An 18,150-nucleotide genomic window follows, 5' to 3' on the forward strand; every position below is an offset into this window, starting at 1 on the left:
TATGACCCTGCGCATCCACGCCACCGCCATCGTCTTCGCCGGCCGCGGCGTTTTGATTCGCGGTGCCTCCGGCAGCGGCAAGTCGTCGCTCGCCTGGCGGGCGATCGCTGCGGGCGGGCGCCTCGTCGCGGACGATTATTGCGATCTCTCCCTCTGCTCGGGCCGTGTCGTGGCGACACCGCCGGCGGCCACCTTCGGCCTGATGGAGCTGCGCGGCCGGGGCATTCTGAGGCTCGCCTGCGAGCGCGCCGCGGTGATTCGCCTTGTCGTCGATCTTCTCCCCGGGCCGGATGTCCCGCGGCTTCCGCAGCGGGAAGAGCTTTCGACCGACCTCCTCGGCCTCGCCCTGCCGCGCCAGCCGGCCCCGGCGTGCAGCCCACTTGCCTTCTCGCTTATGAAAGAAGCGATTTTCGCCGCGGATGGAGCAAGCTGGGGTCTTGCAACATGAAGCCGTTTGGCCAAGATGTCCGCCCTTGCGCAAACCATCGGGCACATCGGGCATGATCGGCCTCGTCCTTGTCACCCATGGCCAGCTCGCCACGGAGTTCCGCGCCGCGCTGGAGCATGTGGTCGGTCCTCAGAACGCCTGCGCCACCATCTCCATCGGTCCGGACGACGATATGGAGGATCGGCGCCACGACATCATGAAGGCTGTCGGGGAGGTCGATGACGGCGACGGCGTCATCCTTTTGACCGACATGTTCGGCGGCACGCCCTCCAATCTGGCCATCTCCGTCATGGAGCCGGGACGCATCGAAGTCGTCGCCGGCGTCAATCTGCCGATGCTGATCAAGCTCGCCAGCGTGCGCGGCGAGATGGATCTCGAGGACGCGACGCTTGCCGCGCAGGATGCGGGCCGTAAATACATCAATGTGGCCAGCCGGATCCTGTCCTCCACATGAGCGACGTCCTGACCGAAGAGGGTTCCCCGACGAGGCGCCTTGAGATCTGCAACAAGCGCGGCCTGCACGCGCGTGCCTCCGCCAAGTTCGTCCAGCTCGTCGGCCGCTACGATGCCGAGGTCGTTGTCATCAAGGACGGCCAGAGCGTCGGCGGCACCTCCATCATGGGGCTGATGACGCTGGCGGCCGCGCCCGGCTGCTTCATCGATGTCGCCGCCGTCGGTCCCGATGCGGACGCGGTGCTGGATGCGCTCGCCGCGCTCGTGGAAGACGGCTTCGGCGAGGATGTCGGCGAAGAGGTCAAGGTCTGACCGGGCTTCCTCCCGGAACGTATTCCACCTGACACGCCCGACGTCCCGGCGTCGTCCTCCGCCGCGCCGGATCCCGGCCCTCTTGAAAAATACCCGCGTCGCGGCGCATCTGTGGCCGGCGAAAGGCCGTGAACCCCGATGGACCGAGAGACCCCCGAGGCGCAAGCCCATCCGATCGTCGTCCGCGACCTGGCCAAGCGGTTCGGCCCCGTGGTTGCCGTCGACCATATCAGCTTCGCCGTGCCGCGCGGCTCGGTGACCGGCCTTCTCGGCGGCAACGGCGCCGGCAAGACGACCACCATCGCCATGCTGATGGGGCTCCTGACGCCGACCGCCGGCGAGGTGCGCGTCCTCGGACGCGACATGACGCATGAGCGCCACCTCGTTCTCGACAGGGTCAATTTCGAAAGCCCCTATGTGGAGATGCCGCTGCGCCTGACGGTGCGCCAGAACCTGACCATCTTCGGTCGCCTCTACGGGGTCCCGGATCTGAAGGGGCGCATTGCCGAACTGGCGGAGGAGCTTGCCCTCGGCGATTTCCTCGACCGGCCGTCCGGAAAGCTTTCGGCAGGCCAGAAGACGCGCGTGGCGCTGGCGAAGGCGCTGGTGAACCGGCCCGACGTGCTGCTCCTCGACGAGCCGACGGCGTCTCTGGATCCCGACACCGCCGACTGGGTGCGCAGCCATCTGGAGCGCTACCGCGGCGAGCGGGACACCACCATCCTTCTGGCATCGCACAACATGCCGGAAGTGGAGCGGCTCTGCGACAACGTCATCATGATGAAGACGGGGCGGATCGTCGACGAGGGCTCGCCCTCCGGCCTCATCACGCGCTACGGGCGGCAGAACATGGAGGACGTTTTCCTCGATGTCGCCCGTGGCCGCCGCACGGGCCAGCTGGCCGAAAGCGGCTAGCCAGAAGTATGAAAGGTTCATACTTTGCGCCTCGCAGGGCGCAGGAAATCGAGGGAAAGATGCCGGGCATACAGAAGCGCACGATCAGCCTGAGAGCCGAGCACGCCGCCTGGGTCGACGAGCTCGTGGCGCGCGGCGATTATTCCTCCGTCAGCGAGGTGGTGCGGGAAGGACTTCGCGCTCTGCGGCAGCGCAACGAGGCCGTCGAGAAATGGCTGAGGGAAGAAGTGGCGCCGGCCGTCGCCAACGAAAGCCCTTCCGCAAAACCGCATGCGGGAACCGGCAGATGACGCGCGCCTCCCTCCGCCGCATCTTCGCGCTCGTCCTGCGCTACTGGTATCTGCTGCAGGGCTCGTGGCCGCGCATCGTCGACCTCGTCTACTGGCCGACCGTGCAGATGCTGATGTGGGGCTTCCTTCAGGTCTATCTCGCCGAAAAATCCTCGGCGATGGCGCTCGCTGGCGGCACCTTCATCGGCTCGGTGCTTCTCTGGGACATCCTGTTTCGCGGCCAGATCGGCTTTTCCGTCTCCTTCCTGGAGGAGATGTGGTCGCGCAACCTCGCCAATCTGATGATGACGCCGCTGCGGGTCTGGGAGTTCATCGCCGCGCTGATGGTGATGAGCGTCATCCGCCTTGCCATCGGCTTCGTGCCGGTCTCGCTGATGGCGATCGCCTTCTTCGGCTTCAATCTCTGGGGCCTGGGCATCGCGCTCGCCGCCTTCTTCGCCAATCTGATCGTCACCTCCTGGGCGATCGGCCTTATCGCCTCGGGCGTCGTCCTCCGGAACGGTCTCGGGGCGGAGGCGCTCGTCTGGTCGATCCCCTTCCTCCTCCTGCCGCTCGCCTGCGTCTATTACCCTGTCGAGGTGCTGCCGGCCTGGCTGCAGCCGCTCTCGCTCGCCCTGCCGCCGACGCATGTCTTCGAGGGCATGCGCACCCTTATTCTCGAACAGCGCTTCGACGCCGGAGAAATGCTCTGGGCGGCCGGCCTCAACGCGGTCTGTTTCGCCGCCGCCGTGGCCGCGTTTGTTGCCTTCCTGAAGTCTTCGCGCCGCGCTGGCTCGCTTCTGCAGCTGGGCGAGTAAGGCTTAGGGCGCTTCGTGCTGCGCCGGGTGCCGCAAGGGCGCCATGTTGCCAACGCGGCGCAAAAGCCTATTCTGCAGTGCAAGAAATCGTGCTGCGCTGCCGCGTAACGGCCGGCGCGCCGGCTAGTGAAAAGGGCTCCAGCCTTGGGAATTTACCAGCTCTATGAACTCAATCATGCCGTCCTCGCCCCGTGGCGGGCGATGGCGGACATGACGCGGCTTGCCTTTCAGAGCCCGTTCAACCCGATGACCGAGACGCCTTTCGGGCGTACCATCGCCGCTTCCGCCGAACTCTTCGAGCGCACCACCCGGCGCTACGGCAAGCCGGAATTCGGCCTGCCCGAGACGGAGGTCGACGGCAACAAGGTCAAGGTGGAAGAGCGCGTCGTCTGGAGCCGGCCCTTCTGCGATCTCCTGCATTTCTGCCGCGACCTGCCGAAGGACCGCGCCCGCGATCCGAAGCTCCTGATCGTCGCGCCGATGTCCGGCCACTACGCCACGCTCCTGCGCGGCACGGTTGAGGCGATGCTGCCCAACCACGAGGTCTTCATCACCGACTGGGCGGATGCCCGCATGGTCCCCCTATCCAAGGGACATTTCGATCTCGACGACTATATCGACTACATCGCCGATATGCTCCGCCATCTCGGCAGCGGCACGCATGTCATGGCGGTCTGCCAGCCCTCCGTGCCGGTTCTGGCCGCTGCCGCCGTCATGGCGGAAGACAACGATCCCTGCATCCCCGCCTCGATGACGCTGATGGGCGGGCCGATCGACACCCGCCGCAGCCCGACGGCGGTGAACGAGCTTGCCCAGGAAAAGGATATCGACTGGTTCCGCCGCAACGTCGTCATGCGCGTGCCTTTCCCGCATCCGGGCTTCATGCGCGAGGTCTATCCGGGCTTCCTGCAGCTCTCCGGCTTCATGAGCATGAACCTCGACAGGCACGTCACCGCCCATCAGGAATTCTACCAGCACCTCGTCCAGGATGACGGCGACAGCGCCGAGAAGCACCGCGAATTCTATGACGAATATCTGGCGGTGATGGACCTGACGGCGGAGTTCTACCTGCAGACCGTCGAAGTGGTCTTCATCCGCCATGACCTGCCGAAGGGCGAGCTGATGCATCGCGGCCGCCCGGTGCGGCCGGCGGCGATCACCGGCACCGCTCTGCTGACCGTCGAAGGCGAGCGCGACGACATTTCCGGCGTCGGCCAGACGGAAGCGGCGCATGACCTCTGCTCCTCCCTCCCGCCGGAGATGAAGAAGCATCATCTGCAGCCGAAGGTCGGCCATTACGGCGTCTTCAACGGCTCCCGCTTCCGCGCCGAGATCGTGCCCGTGATCAACGATTTCATCCGCGCCCATTCCCATGGAGGCGCCAAGGCGCTGAACGGCGCGGCCGAGGCCGTGCGGCCTAATCCGCGCGAGGATTACAAGACGCGCCTCGCCGATGCGCTCGGCTTCTCCGCTCTTGCCGTCGACAACCTGCCGGCCGTCACCCACGATCTCACCGACATCGCCGGAATCGGCCCGCGCGCCGCGCAGGAGCTGAACGAGTTCGGCATCTATCAGGTAAGCCAGCTCGCCGGCATGACGGGCGAGGCGATCGAAAGCCTGCAGGGCGAGATGCCGGCGCGCGCCGCGGCCTCGCTCGAGGGCTGGGTTAGCCAGGCGCGCCGCCTGATGGGCTTCCCCGCCGGCCCCCGTCACTAGGCCTTCCGCGAACGGAAGCTTCGGCCCGGGGCGCGTCTGCGCGCCCTCTGGGGAATCGGAACGGTGCCGTCCGGTTTTTCTTGAATCGCCGATTCGCCCTCCCCATGTCCTTTGTGTCACTCACACTTGGGGAGTTCGATGAACCAGACAGTCACTGCTAACCGGTCGTGCTCGCGAGGCCGTTGGTCACCGCTCAACATCGTTCTGATGGTGCTCGGTTTCGCTTTGTTCTGGCCGCTCGGTCTGGCCATGCTCGCCTGGATGATCTGGGGCGAGGAGCTTGCCCGCTTCGGCGGCGACATGCGCGACCAGGCGCGCTCGACCTTCGGCGCGGGCCGCGGCAAGTCCCACAGCCACCATTTCGGTGCACGCGAAACCGGCAACGTCGCCTTCGACGAATACCGGGCGCGCGAAATGGAGCGCCTCGAGGAAGAGCGCCGCAAGATCGAAAGCATGCGCAGCGAGTTCGAAGGCTTCATGAAGGAGCTGCGCCGGGCCAAGGACAAGGAAGAGTTCGATCGCTTCATGGAAGAGTACCGCCGCCGCACCAGCGCCGGCGAGCACGACGCCGCGATCTGACCTCTCGCCGGGTTCCCGGCTTTCGATTGAGAAGACCTGACGGGGCCGCAAGGCCCCGTCTGTCATTTGGGCCTCCCGCTCCGTCCCCGCCGGCATTTTCGCCCGTCTCGCCGTTTGTCCGGGCGCCCGGCACCCGCATACTTGCGACCCATGCGATTCGCTCCGCGAAAAACCGTTCCCGAGACCTGCCTGCTCGCCGCCGCCGGCCGCGAGCTTTCCGTGCGTGTGCGCCGTTCCGCGCGCGCAAGGCGGATGATCCTGCGCCTCGATGCGGCGAGCGGAGAGCCCGTTCTGACCCTGCCGCCGCATGTCCCGCTGCGTGAGGGGGAGGCCTTCCTCCGGCGCCATCGCGACTGGGTGGAAAAGCGCCTCGGCGAGCGGCCCGAGGGTGTTCCGCTCGAGCCCGGTGTGGTCATCCCCCTGCGGGGCGAGGAATGGCGGCTTGTCGCCCGCCCGGGGCGCGGCATGGTGCGGGCCGAATGCGAGGATGGGGAGCGGCTGATTCTCGTGCCGGGAGATCCGCGCCATGCCGCGCGCCGCGTCTCGGACTTCCTGAAGCGCGAGGCGCGCCGCGATCTGGAAGCGGCGTGTCGCCGCCATGCGGAGCGCCTCGGTGTCCGCTTCTTTAAGTTGAGTCTGCGCGACACCACCAGCCGCTGGGGCTCGTGCTCCTCGCGCGGCACGCTCTCTTTTTCCTGGCGGCTTATTCTCGCGCCGCCCGAGGTGCTCGGATATGTCGCGGCGCATGAGGTGGCCCATCTGCGCGAGATGAACCACTCGCCGCGCTTCTGGCGGCTCGTCGCCGAGCTGGATCCGGGCTACGGCGCAGCCAAGACCTGGCTGAAGCGCAACGGCGCTGCGCTTCAGCGGATCGGACGAATCTGATCCGTCCTGCCTGCCACGGGCGCCGCAATGTGCGCCCGGTGGGTGTCAGACCGGCTTTTCGCCCTCGCCGAACTCCTTGGCGAGCTCGGAGACGAGGTCGATCAGCCTGCGCCGGACCCGGCTGCTGGTGATGCGGGTGAACGAGCGGTTGAGTTCAACGCCCTCCGCCGTGGAGACGAAGTCCATGACGTAGGCCGTCTGCTTCTCCGCAAAACCTGGCTGTCCATCGCCTTCGCTCGCCTCGGGCAGGAAATAGGAGAGCGGTGTGCCGAGCACATCCGCGATCTGGTAGAGGCGGCTCGCCGCGATGCGGTTCGCGCCCTTCTCGTATTTCTGCACCTGCTGGAATGTGACTCCCAGCTGTTCCCCCAGCTTTTCCTGCGACATGCCCGCCATCTTGCGGCGCATGCGAACCTGTCTGCCGATATGCGCGTCGATCTCGTCGGGCGATTTTGGCTTCCGCTTCTCGTTCATGTTTTTCCTTGTGCGCGATGGCCATTTTTGCGGGGCCAAGCGGTCCGCGCCTGAGAATACCCAGGCATGCGCGTGAATGCGCTTGACCTTAGGGCACCCTTTCAGCCCGGCTTTGGGCGGAGTCAATGGGAGGGAGACGTTTTGCGGCACCCTTGGCGACAAATGCGACAAAAAAACAAATTAACAGGTGAATTAGGGCGGCGGTACTACCGAGGCGTGCAGCCGCCGGTGCGTCGATCGCCTGCGGCAGGGTGCCGTCGAGGACCGCCTTGTCGCCAAGCGGCCCCCGTTTCAAAAGTCGTCCATAGGAATCGATGACGGCCGAGATGCCGGTATTGGCGGACCGCACGATCGGCAGGCCTTCCTCGACCGCCCTGACCCGGGCCTGATGCAGGTGCTGGTAAGGGCCCGGCGTCCTGCCGAACCAGGCATCGTTGGTCACGTTGAGCAGGAAGCCCGGCCGCGTCCCGTCGCCGGCGAGCACCTCGCCCGGGAAGATGATCTCGTAGCAGATCAGCGGCACGAAGGGCGGCCCGTTCTCAAGCAGGAGGGTGCGCCGGCGCGGACCTGGCGTGAAGCCGCCCCGCACCCGGGTGAGCTGCTCAAGGCCCAGCCTTTCCAGAACCCCCTGCAACGGAAGATACTCCCCGAACGGCACCAGATGCACCTTGTCATACGCTGCAACGATCGTGCCAGAATCGTCCACAATATACACGCTATTGAATACAAAACGGCCATCGGGTCCATCTTCCGCACGCGCCGCGCCGGTCACAAGGCGAGCGTTTGCCGGCAGGATGTCTGCAATCGCCGTGAGGGCGCCCGGCTCCTCCGTCAGCGCGAAGGGAAGGGCGGTCTCGGGCCAGACAAGAAGCGTCCCTTCGGTGAGACCCTGTCCGTCAACCTCCTCCTGGCTCATCGACAGATAGCGCTCGAAGACGGCCTCCTTGTTTTCCGGAAGCCATTTCTGCGCCTGATCGATGGCGGGCTGCACGATCCTGATATGCAAACTGTTGACAGGGTTATCCCGCGATAGCCCAAGCCTGGCAAGGCCGTACCCGGCTAGGCCTAGAAAAAGTGCAACTGCAAGAAGGCTTGGCAGCAGGCTGTTTCGCCCGCCGATACGAACCAGCGAGGCAGGCGCCGCGAAGATGACGACGGCGAGGAAGCCGAGCGCGTAGACATTGGCCAGCGACGCCGATTGCATCATCACGTCGCCGGCCGTCAGCGTGTAGCCGATGGCGTTCCAGGGAAAGCCGGTGAAGAGGTGGCCGCGCAGCCATTCCGCCCCGCCGATTCCGGCGGCAAGGGCAAAGATGCGCCACGGGGAGGTGGACCACAGAAGCTGGGCGAAGGCGGCGCCGAAGCCCCAGAAGATCGCGAGCCCGGCCGGCAGGAGCACCACCGCGAAGGGCATCAGCCAGGCAAATTCATCCGCCTCCACCAGAAAGGCGGCGCCGATCCACCAAAGACCGGCGAGGAAATAGCCGAAGCCGAACCACCAGCCCGCCCCGAAGGAGGAAAGGAGCCTTCCCCCGAGACCCTTCACCCGCACCGATACCGCCCCGTCGAGGAGAAGGACGAGGACCGGCAGGCTCACCCACAGGAGCGGAAAGAGGAAGAACGGAGGCTGGGCGAAGGCCGAGAGAGCCCCGGCGAGAAGCGCGATGAGCCGGCGCCGCCAGCCCCAGGACAGGATGATCGCCTCGAAGAGCTTTTCCATGGTCCCGAATCGCCTCCCTCAGGCGTGCCCAGCATGACGGCTCGAAGGCACGAAATCAAGCAACCGGCTTTCCGGTTTTTGCGGCCTTGCCCTGGCCGTCGAAACGCGCAAATCAGAGCCGGATGATGCCCGCTCTCTCCAGCCGTATTCCCTTCTCTTCCCTCGGCGAGAAGGAGATTCTCGCCCTCGCCATCGCTGCCGAGGAAGAGGACGGACGCATCTATCGCACCTACGCCGAGCGGCTGGCTACCGACTATCCGCGCTCTGCGGCGATGTTCGACGCGATGGCGCAGGAGGAGGACGAGCATCGTCGCCGCCTGATCGAGCATTTTCGCGCGCGTTTCGGCGAGACGATCCCCCTGATCCGCCGCGCCGACGTCGCCGGTTTCTACCGCCGCCGGCCGGTCTGGCTGGTTGCGAATCTGAGCCTCGAACGGATCCGCGGCGAGGCGGCCTCCATGGAAAGCGAGGCGCGGAATTTCTATGAGAAGGCCGCCTCGCGCACCTCCGACGCCGCCACGCGCAAGCTGCTCGGCGATCTTGCGGTGGCCGAGGGCGAGCACCTTGCGACCGCCGACCGCCTCGAGGCGGAGCTCTTGCCGCAGGGCGCGCGCGAGGAAGAGGCGGCCGCTGAGCACCGGCGCTTTCTTCTCACCTATGTGCAGCCGGGTCTTGCCGGGCTCATGGACGGATCGGTCTCCACGCTGGCGCCGATCTTCGCCGCGGCCTTTGCCACCCACGACACCTGGCAGACCTTCCTCGTCGGCCTTGCCGCGGCCATCGGCGCGGGCATCTCCATGGGCTTTACCGAAGCCGCCTCGGATGACGGCGCGCTCACGGGCCGTGGCTCGCCGCTGAAGCGCGGCATCGCCTCCGGCGTGATGACGGCCGCGGGCGGGCTCGGCCATGCCCTCCCCTATCTCGTGCCGCATTTCTGGACCGCCACCTCGATCGCCATCGTCATCGTCTTTATCGAGCTCTGGACGATCGCCTGGATCCAGAAACGCTACATGGACACCTCCTTCTGGCGCGCGGCTCTCCAGGTTGTGCTCGGCGGCTCGCTCGTCTTCGCGGCCGGCATCCTGATCGGCAGCGCCTGACCGTCAGACTGTTGCTGCAGCGCAACAACTGCATGAATTCGTTGGCGGACTCGGCCTGCAACGGGCGTTTCCGCCGGCCCGGTCATCTTTCGTTCAGGGATTGTGACGTAGTGCACGGATCAAAGGTAGCGGTTTGGCCAAGGTGGGCTGGTCAGACTAATCCGAGTGAAGATCGATGCCGACTTTTACCAAATGGATCCGTCATCTGGGTGAGACCGCCCGGGCCTTCTTTGCACCGACCTACCGGCCGGAGCGCCACTACATGCGCGGCGCCGGTCCGGCATGTGCAGCCCGCAACCAGCCCCGCATGCCCTCCTTTTGAAGGCAGGGGATTGCCGGACCGTGCATCTCACACGACCCCGATTTTCGCCTCGGTTCGGTCGAGGATGAGCGGCACGATCAGGTCTTCCTCGTCGGCCAGGTGCCGGCGCAGCCCCGTCAGGAAAGCCTGAAGCTCCCCGGCCATGGCTTCCGCGCTGCGCATCTGCCGGTCGCGATCCTCGCCGAGGGACTGGATGAGAGCCGCGCCGCCTTCGCGCAGCCGCTCCAGGTCGCCGTGGATGATGACGTGGTCGTTCTCCAGAATCTCGAATCCCCGGATGAGACTGCGCTCCGCCGCCATGAAGGCGGGGAAATAGGCATGGTCCTCGATCTCGTGATGGCCGTGGAGCTGCTGCAGGAAGAAGCGCATCCGCGGCGCAAAGAAGCTGCGGAACGCTTCCGCCTCGACCCGGCCCTCCTCCAGGTCGCGCGCCGCCGCCGCCAGAATCTCGGAAAGCTCGCGGAACATGTCGTGGCGCGCCAGCCAGAAGCGCGCCAGCTCGCCGAGGTTCTGGTGCGTCGGCCAGATCTCGCGCGGATATTTCCTGAGGAGCGCCAGAAGGTCTTCCGGCAGGCGCTCGCGGCGCTTCAGCGACAGATAATCCTCGATCGGGGCGGGGGTCATGTCTTTTGCTCGCTCATTCCAGCACGAGCTTGCTGGCGACCGTCGTGTCGGCGTTGAGCCGGTAGACGATCGGCACCCCCGTCGCGATCTCCAGCTTCGTCACCGCCTCGGGGCTGAGCCTGTCGAGCACCATGGCGAGCGAGCGCAGCGAGTTGCCGTGCGCGGAAACGAGGACGCGCCTGCCGTTCATCACGGCGGGCAGGATCTCCATCATGTAATAGGGCCAGACCCGGGCCCCGGTATCCTTCAGGCTCTCCCCGCCCGGAGGCGGCGTGTCGTAGGAGCGGCGCCACACATGCACCTGCTCCTCGCCCCACTTCTCGCGCGCATCGTCCTTGTTGAGGCCGGCAAGGTCGCCGTAGTCGCGCTCGTTGAGCGCCTGATCCTCGATGCGCGGCAGCGCGCCTTCGCCGCTTCTGGCGATGCCCATCTCCTCCAGCATGAGGTCGAGCGTCGTCTGGGCGCGCGTCAGCGCGCTCGTATAGGTGACGTCGAAGGCAAGCCCCGCCTTCTTCAGGAGCCTTCCCGCCTGGCGTGCTTCGGCCACGCCCTTCTCCGAAAGCCCGGGGTCCTTCCAGCCGGTGAAAAGGTTCTTCAGGTTCCATTCCGACTGGCCGTGGCGAACGAGTACGAGAAGGCGGTCCATGGCGTCTCCGGGAAGGTGAAAGGGCTGATTTCAGTGAAGGCCGAGCACGTCCGCCATATGATAGAGCCCCGGCTTCTTGTCGAAAGCCCACAGCGCCGCTTTCAGCGCGCCGCGCGTATAGATGCTGCGGTCGAGCGCGTGATGGGCGATCTCGATCCACTCGCCCTCGCCGGCGAAGATGACGGAATGCTCGCCGACGACGGAGCCGCCCCTCAAGGTGGCAAAGCCGATCGCCCCCTCCGGCCGCGGCCCGGTCACCCCGTCGCGCACCCGCACCGAATTCTCGGCAAGCGCGATGTCGCGTCCCTCCGCCGCCGCCTCGCCGAGGAGGAGGGCGGTGCCCGACGGCGCATCGACCTTGTGGCGGTGGTGCATTTCCAGCACCTCGATATCGAATTCCGGCCCGAGAGCGGCCGCCGCGCGCCGCACCAGGCCGGCGACGAGATTGACGCCGAGGCTCATATTGCCGGATTTCACGATGCGGCAGTGGCGCGACGCGGCGCGGAAGGTCTGCTCGTGCTCGGGCCCAAGGCCGGTCGTGCCGATGACGTGGACGATGCGCGCCTGTGCGGCGAGCTCGCTGAAGGCGAGGCTTGCCTGCGGCGTGGTGAAGTCGATCAGGGCGTCGCACTGGGCGAGGACGGCAAGCGCGTCGTCGGAGACGGTGACGCCCGCTTCCGCCGCGCCCGCCAGGACACCCGCATCGGCGCCGATGCAATCGGCGCCCTCGCGGTCGAGCGCGCCGACCAGCTTGAGTTCGGGATGGGCAAGCGTCGCGGCGATCAGCGCCTTCCCCATGCGCCCGCCGGCGCCTGCAACGACGGTTCTGAGCTCGGCCAATTCTCTCTCCTTGCGCCTTCGCGCCGGCTATAGCACGAAGCGCCGCCGCGGCCAGAGGGGCCTTGGAACGACCTCAGACCGTGACGGGCCGGAGCTGCGAAAGGGCCGGGCTTTCGCCGCCCGCCTCCCGTTCTTCCGCGCGCACCCGCGCCATCAGCCCGATGGCGAGCGCCAGGAGCACCGGCGGGCCGGCGGAGACGCCCGCGAGCGTCGTCGCGCCGTTGACGAATGAAAGGCTCGCGGCCAGCAGGAGCACGATGGAGAAAAGCGGCCCCGGTGCGCTCTCCCGTTCCTTGCCGAGATAGAGCCAGAGGGCGACGAAGGTCGGGGCGGCGAGGTCGTAGAAGAGGACGTAGGGCGAGAACAGATAGGTCGCCACGACGAGCATCGCCGCCTTGGTGTCCCAGCGTGCTCGCGACAGCGTCGTGCGAATGAGGGCGAGCACGGCCAGGACGCTGACGACGGCCTGCATAGCCGCCGCCTGGGCAATCGGGATGTCGCCGTAGCGCGCCGCGCCGAAGGTGCTCAGCTGCACGCTGAGGAAGGACTTGCTGGCCGTGCGCAGGATATCGCCGTTCGGGCCCTCCATGCCGAAGAAAAACGCCCGCCAGGGCTCGATGCCGAAGGCGGCGATGGAAAGGCCGGCGAGCGCTAGCGCCGTCGCCGAGGCGACCGCGATCACCAGCCAGCGCCGCTCCAGAAGGAGGACGAGCGGGATCAGCACGCCGAACTGTGGCTTGACGGTGAGGATGCCGAGCAGGATGCCGGCGACGATCGGCTTCCTGTCCCACCAGTAGATGGAGCCGATCATCAGCGCCCCGACGATGAAGGCCGTCTGGCCGACGAGGACGCCGAGGATGCTCACCGGCGCCATGATCAGCCAGAAGACGATCTCGCGTCCGCCCCAGGTCTTCGCGGCGACGAAGATGAAGGCGGTAAGGCTCGCTCCCATGAAGAGCGCGTAGGCCACCATGTAGGGGAGGGCGCCGAGGGGCCAGATGAAGAAGAGGAAGTGCGGCGGATAAAGCCAGCGCACGCCGAAATCGCTGCCGTAGATGTCCTGCAGCGCCGCCGAATATTGCGCCGCGTCGAAGAGCTGCGCCGCCTGGCCCTTCAGCACCATCAGCGAGGCGACGTAGAAATTGACGAAGTCGCCGCCGCCGGGATGGTTGGTCGAATAGACCTCTCCGGTCCGGTTGATCCATTCCGTCAGGATGCCGCGCGGAAAGCCGGCAAGCGACAGGCCGAAGGCGAAGATCAGCCAGAAGCGTCGGTCGTTGAGGATCTTGAACTGCATTGGCTCACTCTTGGGGCGGAGGCCTTGATGTTCGGTCAGGCGGGCACTCGCTCCGCCGGCTCGGCTGCTTGCGGACGCCGCGTGGCGCGAGCGGATGGTGTCTCGGTATCTTTGCCCGCCCGGTCGGCGGGGCTTTGTGTCCGCCGGCGTGACGGCAACCGGTCAAGAGCCACGAAGGTGGCAAAGCCCAGCGCGACGCCGGCGATGGTGTCGACGAGAAAGTGGCCGCCATGGCTCGGCGTGGAGGCGATGAGGAGGAGATTGAGCGGGACGAGAAAGATGCCGAAATAGGGAACCCGCAGCGACGAGCGGGCGAAGAGGACACCCATCGCCGCGTGCACGGATGGAAAGACGAGAAGGCCCTGGAAGGCGTCCGCCCGATAGACCGCAAAGCTGCCCGCCCGCAGATCGTCGATGGCCGGGATGTAGCCGAGCAGCATGTTGAGGTCGATATGGGCAAGATCGCCCGGGCCGAAGCCGGCGGCGACATAGGCGCCGTAGCTCGGCACGAACACCGCGATGAAGCTCGCGACCGTGACGATGAGGAGATAGCCGAGCGTGAAGCGGAGCGCCTCCGAAAGGCCGCAGAAGGCGCCGAGCACGAACGGGACCAGCATCACCTGCCAGACGAACAGGTTGTAGGCATAGGCGAGGATGGCGGAAAGAACCGGCTGGGCGCCGACGAAGTGCACCCAGGCCGAGAAGTCGAAGCCGATCGCCCGGTCCGCCGCCATCAGGGCGTCGTCGGCCAGCGGCCCGCCTGCCGAGACCGCGCCATAGGTGAGCGGCACGGTAAGCTGCACCGCAAGCCCGATCGCCGCGACACCCAAGAGTCCGGCCGAGAGCTTGTGCATGCCGAACCGGCGCACCAGCAACGCGATGGCGGCGAATAGCGCCGCCGGCACCATCGCTCGCCCGAGAGCCGAAAAGCTGAAGCCGAAATGGACATTCAGAAGTACTGCGACATTCACGACCGCGATGCCGGCGATGCTGGCAAGGAAGATGCGCTGGATCGGCGTGTTACTGGGCATGTGCGAAAATATCCCGCGACCGGTCCGGCCAGTCCGCGGCCAAAACCTATAGGCGAGGCCTTGCCGGAAGGTTTACGCCGGTGCCCCGATGGCGTTGCCCGAGCTTTCGATCGAGCTTTGGCCAAGCTTTCGAAGGACTCGCCGCTTGCGCGCGCCCGCCGCCATGCTACATGCGCGCTTCAATGGCTGACCTCTCACATATCCGCAATTTCGCGATCATCGCGCATATCGACCACGGCAAGTCGACGCTGGCCGACCGTCTCATCCAGATGACCGGCACGCTGCCGGCGCGCGAGATGAAGGAACAGCTGCTCGATTCCATGGATATCGAGCGCGAGCGCGGCATCACCATCAAGGCGCAGACCGTGCATCTGCGCTACACGGCCAAGAACGGCGAGGAATACCACCTCAACCTCATCGACACGCCCGGCCATGTCGATTTCGCCTATGAGGTGAACCGCTCCCTTTATGCCTGCGAGGGCTCGCTCCTCGTCGTCGACGCCTCCCAGGGCGTGGAGGCGCAGACGCTCGCCAACGTCTATCAGGCGATTGAGGTCGACCACGAGATCGTCCCCGTGCTGAACAAGGTCGATCTGCCGGCGGCCGAGCCGGAGCGCGTGCGCGAGCAGATCGAGGAGGTGATCGGCCTCGACGCCTCGAACGCGGTGATGATCTCCGCCAAGACAGGCCTCGGCATCGAGGATGTGCTGGAGGCGATCGTCACCCGCCTGCCGCCGCCCAAGGGCAACGCCGATGCGCCGCTGAAGGCGCTTCTCGTCGATTCCTGGTACGATCCCTATCTCGGCGTCGTCGTGCTGGTGCGGGTGATCGACGGCTTCCTCCGGGAAGGCCAGATGATCCGCATGATGGGCACCGGCGCCCGCTACGAGGTCAATCAGGTCGGCATGTTCTCCCCCAAGATGGTGGAGACCGGCGAGCTTCCGCCGGGCGAGATCGGCTTCCTTACCGCCTCCATCAAGGAAGTGGCCGATACCGCCGTCGGCGACACCATCACCGAGGACAAGCGCCCGACAGAAAAGCCGCTGCCCGATTTTCGGCCCGCCGTGCCGGTGGTCTTTTGCGGTCTCTTTCCGGTCGATGCGGCCGATTTCGAGGATCTGCGGGCCGCCATGGGCAGGCTGCGGCTCAACGACGCCTCTTTCAGCTACGAGATGGAGACCTCGGCGGCGCTCGGCTTCGGCTTCCGCTGCGGCTTCCTCGGCCTGTTGCATCTGGAGATCATCCAGGAGCGGCTGACGCGCGAATTCGACCTCGATCTGATCGCCACGGCCCCCTCCGTCGTCTACCAGATCAGCCTGACGGACGGCGAGGAGATCGAGCTCCACAACCCGGCCGACATGCCCGATCAGGTGCGCATCTCGGAGATCCGCGAGCCCTGGATCCGCGCCACCATCCTGACGCCGGACGAATATCTCGGCGGCGTCCTCAAGCTCTGCCAGGACCGGCGTGGCATCCAGCAGGGGCTCACCTATGTGGGCCAGCGCGCCATGCTGGAATACGACCTGCCGCTGAACGAGGTGGTCTTCGATTTCTACGACCGGCTGAAATCGATCTCCAAGGGCTATGCCAGCTTCGACTACCACATCACCGGCTATCAGCCGGGCGACCTCGTCAAGATGTCGATCCTCGTCAACGCCGAGCCGGTCGATGCCCTGTCGATGCTCGTCCACCGCTCGCAGGCCGACCGGCGCGGCCGCGCCCTCTGCGAGAAGCTGAAGGACCTCATCCCCCGCCATCTCTTCAAGATCCCGATCCAGGCCTCCATCGGCGGCAAGGTGATCGCCCGAGAGACGATCTCCGCCCTCCGCAAGGACGTCACCGCCAAGTGCTACGGCGGCGACATCACCAGAAAGCGCAAGCTTCTGGACAAGCAGAAGGAGGGCAAGAAGAAGATGCGCCAGTTCGGCAAGGTGGAGATCCCGCAGGAAGCCTTCATCCAGGCGCTGAAGATGAGCGACGGATAGGCTGACGGCACGCTCTATCTGGTCGCGATCGCCGCGGCCGCACCGCCGAGGAAGAGGGCGCTGATCCGGTTGACGATGCGGCGGGCCGCCGGCTTCTGCAGGAAACGCCGCGCCTGGCCGGCAAGCGCGATATAGCTGAGATCGATTGCGGCGAGCACGAGGAGAAGGGTGAGCGAAAGCTCCCCCCATCCGCCGAGGCTGAGACCTTCGAGATCGAAGAGGTTGGGCAAGAGGGCGAGATAGAAGACCATGATCTTCGGATTGCCCATCGTCACGGCGAAGCCCGCGAAGAACATTTTGAGAGCCGAACCGCGCGGCGATGGCGTGCCAGGCTCCGGTTCCGCCCTGGCTGGCGCATTCCACATCCTGAAGGCGAGATAGACGAGATAGGCGGCGCCCGCGAACTTCACGAGCGCGAAGGCCCAGAAGAAGCTCTTCGCGAGTGTCGCAAGGCCGAAGACGGCCGCGGCGAGCCACAGAACCTCTCCGATCCACATCGCTGCCGCAAAAGGCAGCACGTCGCGCCAGCCCCGGGTCAGAACGCGCGAAACGAGGGCCGTGACGCTCGGCCCCGGCGTGCCGGCATTGACGAGAATGGCGCCCGCAAAAAGCGTGAGGGTCAGGGGGTCAAGGAGCATTCGATCTCAGAGCCATGGAAGGACGTGCTTGGAGATCAGCCAAACTGTCAGGGCTGGGCTATTCCCGCAATATGGTTTGGAGAGCCGCTGCGACGCCCGTGTTTGATGGGATCGACGAGGGCGCGCGGCGCTGGCGTCATCTGCCGCCGGCGTGGGTCGCTAGAAGCCCCGGAACGGCGGCGTCCAGTCTGCCAGGAGCTGCACCACTTCGCCGCGCTCAAGATGCGGATCGACCGGATGAGCGACGGATAGGCGCCCTCGCTCCGCAAAGGACGCTGGTCCGCCCGACCTTCAGGCGGCGGCTGCTTCCTCACCGGTAAGAACGACGATCCGGCTGCCGATGGGAACGCGCCGGTAAAGGTCGATGATGTCCTGGTTGAGAAGACGGATGCAGCCGGACGAGACCTTCCTTCCGATCGTCCATGGCTCGACGGTGCCGTGCAGGCGGTAAAGCGTATCCCTGCCGTCCCTGTAGATGTAGAGGGCACGCGGGCCGAGCGGATTTCCGTTTCCGCCCGGCAGCCCCGCCCTGAGAGGGCCGTATCGCTGGGGCTCGCGCGCGATCATGTCGGCTGTCGGCGTCCAGTGCGGCCACCGGGCCTTGCGGCGGATCGTGCCTACTCCGCTGAAATCGAAGGCCTCGATTTTGCCGACACCCACGCCGTAGCGCAGCGCCCGCCCATCTTCCTGAACGAGGTAGAGAAAGCGGCGGGCGGGATCGACCACGATCGTGCCGACCGGCTCGCTCGTCCGATATTCCACCTCCTGCCTCAGGAACTGGGGCTCGATCCGGGAAAGATCGATCGCCGGCACGTCGAACGGCTCCGTTTCGATCGCCGCATACATGGACAGATGATAGGCGCTGCCCGCCGCGCCCGCGCCCCCGCCCGAGCCGAGCGGCGTGGCCGATCGACCGCTCACGCAGCCGCCCAGCATGGCGGCCGCCGCGATGATCAGGCTTCTTCTATTCATCTGCATCAGGGCATCCGATCGCTGGCATTGGCGGCTGCAGGTACGATCTGGCGGAATGCCTGTCGATTGGTTATGGGGTAATGACAGCCATAACCGGAGCGGGTGA

At 66.1% G+C, this 18,150-nt stretch carries 20 protein-coding genes; 11 read left to right on the top strand and 9 right to left on the bottom strand.

The window, feature by feature from the left end:
- The first annotated feature begins 1 nt into the window (after position 1).
- The 9 genes from CLD20_RS10265 (at position 2) to CLD20_RS10305 (ending at position 6,395) form a co-directional block, all read left to right on the top strand.
- The gene (locus CLD20_RS10265; RefSeq protein ID WP_224406536.1) at positions 2-448 is read left to right on the top strand and encodes an HPr kinase/phosphorylase; all 447 of its coding nucleotides are present in this window, start codon (positions 2-4) and stop codon (positions 446-448) included.
- 52 nt (positions 449-500) lie between these two features.
- Positions 501-902, top strand: coding sequence for a PTS sugar transporter subunit IIA (locus CLD20_RS10270; RefSeq protein ID WP_224406801.1), 402 nt, complete (start codon positions 501-503; stop codon positions 900-902).
- Complete coding sequence (locus CLD20_RS10275) at positions 899-1,213, top strand: HPr family phosphocarrier protein (protein WP_224406537.1); 315 nt, start codon at positions 899-901, stop codon at positions 1,211-1,213. Before CLD20_RS10270 ends, CLD20_RS10275 begins: the two co-directional genes overlap by 4 nt.
- Positions 1,214-1,351: 138 nt before the next feature.
- Entirely contained in the window at positions 1,352-2,128 is a 777-nt protein-coding gene (locus tag CLD20_RS10280) for an ABC transporter ATP-binding protein (protein WP_224406538.1), read from the top strand.
- Between the two features lie 59 nt (positions 2,129-2,187).
- The gene (locus CLD20_RS10285) at positions 2,188-2,418 is read left to right on the top strand and encodes a type II toxin-antitoxin system ParD family antitoxin (protein ID WP_224406539.1); all 231 of its coding nucleotides are present in this window, start codon (positions 2,188-2,190) and stop codon (positions 2,416-2,418) included.
- Positions 2,415-3,215, top strand: coding sequence for an ABC transporter permease (locus CLD20_RS10290; protein ID WP_224406540.1), 801 nt, complete (start codon positions 2,415-2,417; stop codon positions 3,213-3,215). Before CLD20_RS10285 ends, CLD20_RS10290 begins: the two co-directional genes overlap by 4 nt.
- 201 nt (positions 3,216-3,416) lie before the next feature.
- Complete coding sequence (gene phaZ, locus CLD20_RS10295) at positions 3,417-4,931, top strand: polyhydroxyalkanoate depolymerase (protein ID WP_370636870.1); 1,515 nt, start codon at positions 3,417-3,419, stop codon at positions 4,929-4,931.
- 138 nt (positions 4,932-5,069) lie between these two features.
- A complete protein-coding gene (locus CLD20_RS10300; RefSeq protein WP_224406542.1) occupies positions 5,070-5,510 on the top strand; it encodes a DUF2852 domain-containing protein in 441 nt (146 codons plus the stop codon).
- A 150-nt stretch (positions 5,511-5,660) separates the two neighbouring features.
- Positions 5,661-6,395: a M48 family metallopeptidase gene (locus tag CLD20_RS10305; RefSeq protein WP_224406543.1), complete on the top strand. Its 735-nt coding sequence runs from the start codon at positions 5,661-5,663 to the stop codon at positions 6,393-6,395.
- A 45-nt stretch (positions 6,396-6,440) separates the two neighbouring features.
- On the opposite strand, the gene CLD20_RS10310 is transcribed toward CLD20_RS10305, so the two are convergent.
- Both CLD20_RS10310 and lnt read right to left on the bottom strand, forming a co-directional pair.
- Positions 6,441-6,869, bottom strand: a complete 429-nt coding sequence (locus CLD20_RS10310; RefSeq protein WP_224406544.1) for a helix-turn-helix domain-containing protein — start codon at positions 6,867-6,869, stop codon at positions 6,441-6,443.
- 88 nt (positions 6,870-6,957) lie between these two features.
- A complete protein-coding gene (lnt, locus tag CLD20_RS10315) occupies positions 6,958-8,589 on the bottom strand; it encodes an apolipoprotein N-acyltransferase (RefSeq protein ID WP_224406545.1) in 1,632 nt (543 codons plus the stop codon).
- 122 nt (positions 8,590-8,711) lie between these two features.
- Between lnt and mbfA the strand changes: the two genes are divergently transcribed.
- Positions 8,712-9,689, top strand: a complete 978-nt coding sequence (mbfA, locus tag CLD20_RS10320; protein ID WP_224406546.1) for an iron exporter MbfA — start codon at positions 8,712-8,714, stop codon at positions 9,687-9,689.
- 349 nt (positions 9,690-10,038) lie between these two features.
- Here the strand turns inward: mbfA and CLD20_RS10325 are convergent, their stop codons facing one another.
- The 5 genes from CLD20_RS10325 to CLD20_RS10345 form a co-directional block, all read right to left on the bottom strand.
- On the bottom strand, positions 10,039-10,635 hold the full coding sequence (locus CLD20_RS10325; RefSeq protein WP_224406547.1) for a hemerythrin domain-containing protein: 597 nt from the start codon (positions 10,633-10,635) through the stop codon (positions 10,039-10,041).
- A gap of 13 nt (positions 10,636-10,648) precedes the next feature.
- Positions 10,649-11,281, bottom strand: a complete 633-nt coding sequence (locus tag CLD20_RS10330) for a 2,3-bisphosphoglycerate-dependent phosphoglycerate mutase (RefSeq protein WP_224406548.1) — start codon at positions 11,279-11,281, stop codon at positions 10,649-10,651.
- Positions 11,282-11,311: 30 nt separating this feature from the next.
- A complete protein-coding gene (gene dapB / locus CLD20_RS10335; RefSeq protein WP_224406549.1) occupies positions 11,312-12,121 on the bottom strand; it encodes a 4-hydroxy-tetrahydrodipicolinate reductase in 810 nt (269 codons plus the stop codon).
- A 73-nt stretch (positions 12,122-12,194) separates the two neighbouring features.
- Positions 12,195-13,418, bottom strand: coding sequence for a glycosyltransferase family 87 protein (locus tag CLD20_RS10340; protein WP_224406550.1), 1,224 nt, complete (start codon positions 13,416-13,418; stop codon positions 12,195-12,197).
- A gap of 35 nt (positions 13,419-13,453) precedes the next feature.
- Positions 13,454-14,449 carry a phosphatase PAP2 family protein gene (locus tag CLD20_RS10345; RefSeq protein WP_224406551.1) on the bottom strand — a complete coding sequence of 332 codons (996 nt, stop codon included), beginning with the start codon at positions 14,447-14,449 and terminating at the stop codon, positions 13,454-13,456.
- Positions 14,450-14,631: 182 nt separating this feature from the next.
- On the opposite strand from CLD20_RS10345, the gene lepA reads away from it, so the two are divergent.
- On the top strand, positions 14,632-16,434 hold the full coding sequence (gene lepA / locus CLD20_RS10350) for a translation elongation factor 4 (protein WP_224406552.1): 1,803 nt from the start codon (positions 14,632-14,634) through the stop codon (positions 16,432-16,434).
- A 14-nt stretch (positions 16,435-16,448) separates the two neighbouring features.
- Here lepA and CLD20_RS10355 read toward each other — a convergent pair whose 3' ends face one another.
- Together CLD20_RS10355 and CLD20_RS10360 are read right to left on the bottom strand one after the other, a co-directional pair.
- On the bottom strand, positions 16,449-17,072 hold the full coding sequence (locus CLD20_RS10355) for a LysE family translocator (RefSeq protein ID WP_224406553.1): 624 nt from the start codon (positions 17,070-17,072) through the stop codon (positions 16,449-16,451).
- Positions 17,073-17,363: 291 nt separating this feature from the next.
- Complete coding sequence (locus CLD20_RS10360) at positions 17,364-18,050, bottom strand: L,D-transpeptidase (protein ID WP_224406554.1); 687 nt, start codon at positions 18,048-18,050, stop codon at positions 17,364-17,366.
- Between the last annotated feature and the right edge of the window lie 100 nt (positions 18,051-18,150).

The organism is Afifella sp. IM 167 (assembly GCF_020144925.1).
GTDB lineage: Bacteria > Pseudomonadota > Alphaproteobacteria > Rhizobiales > Afifellaceae > Afifella.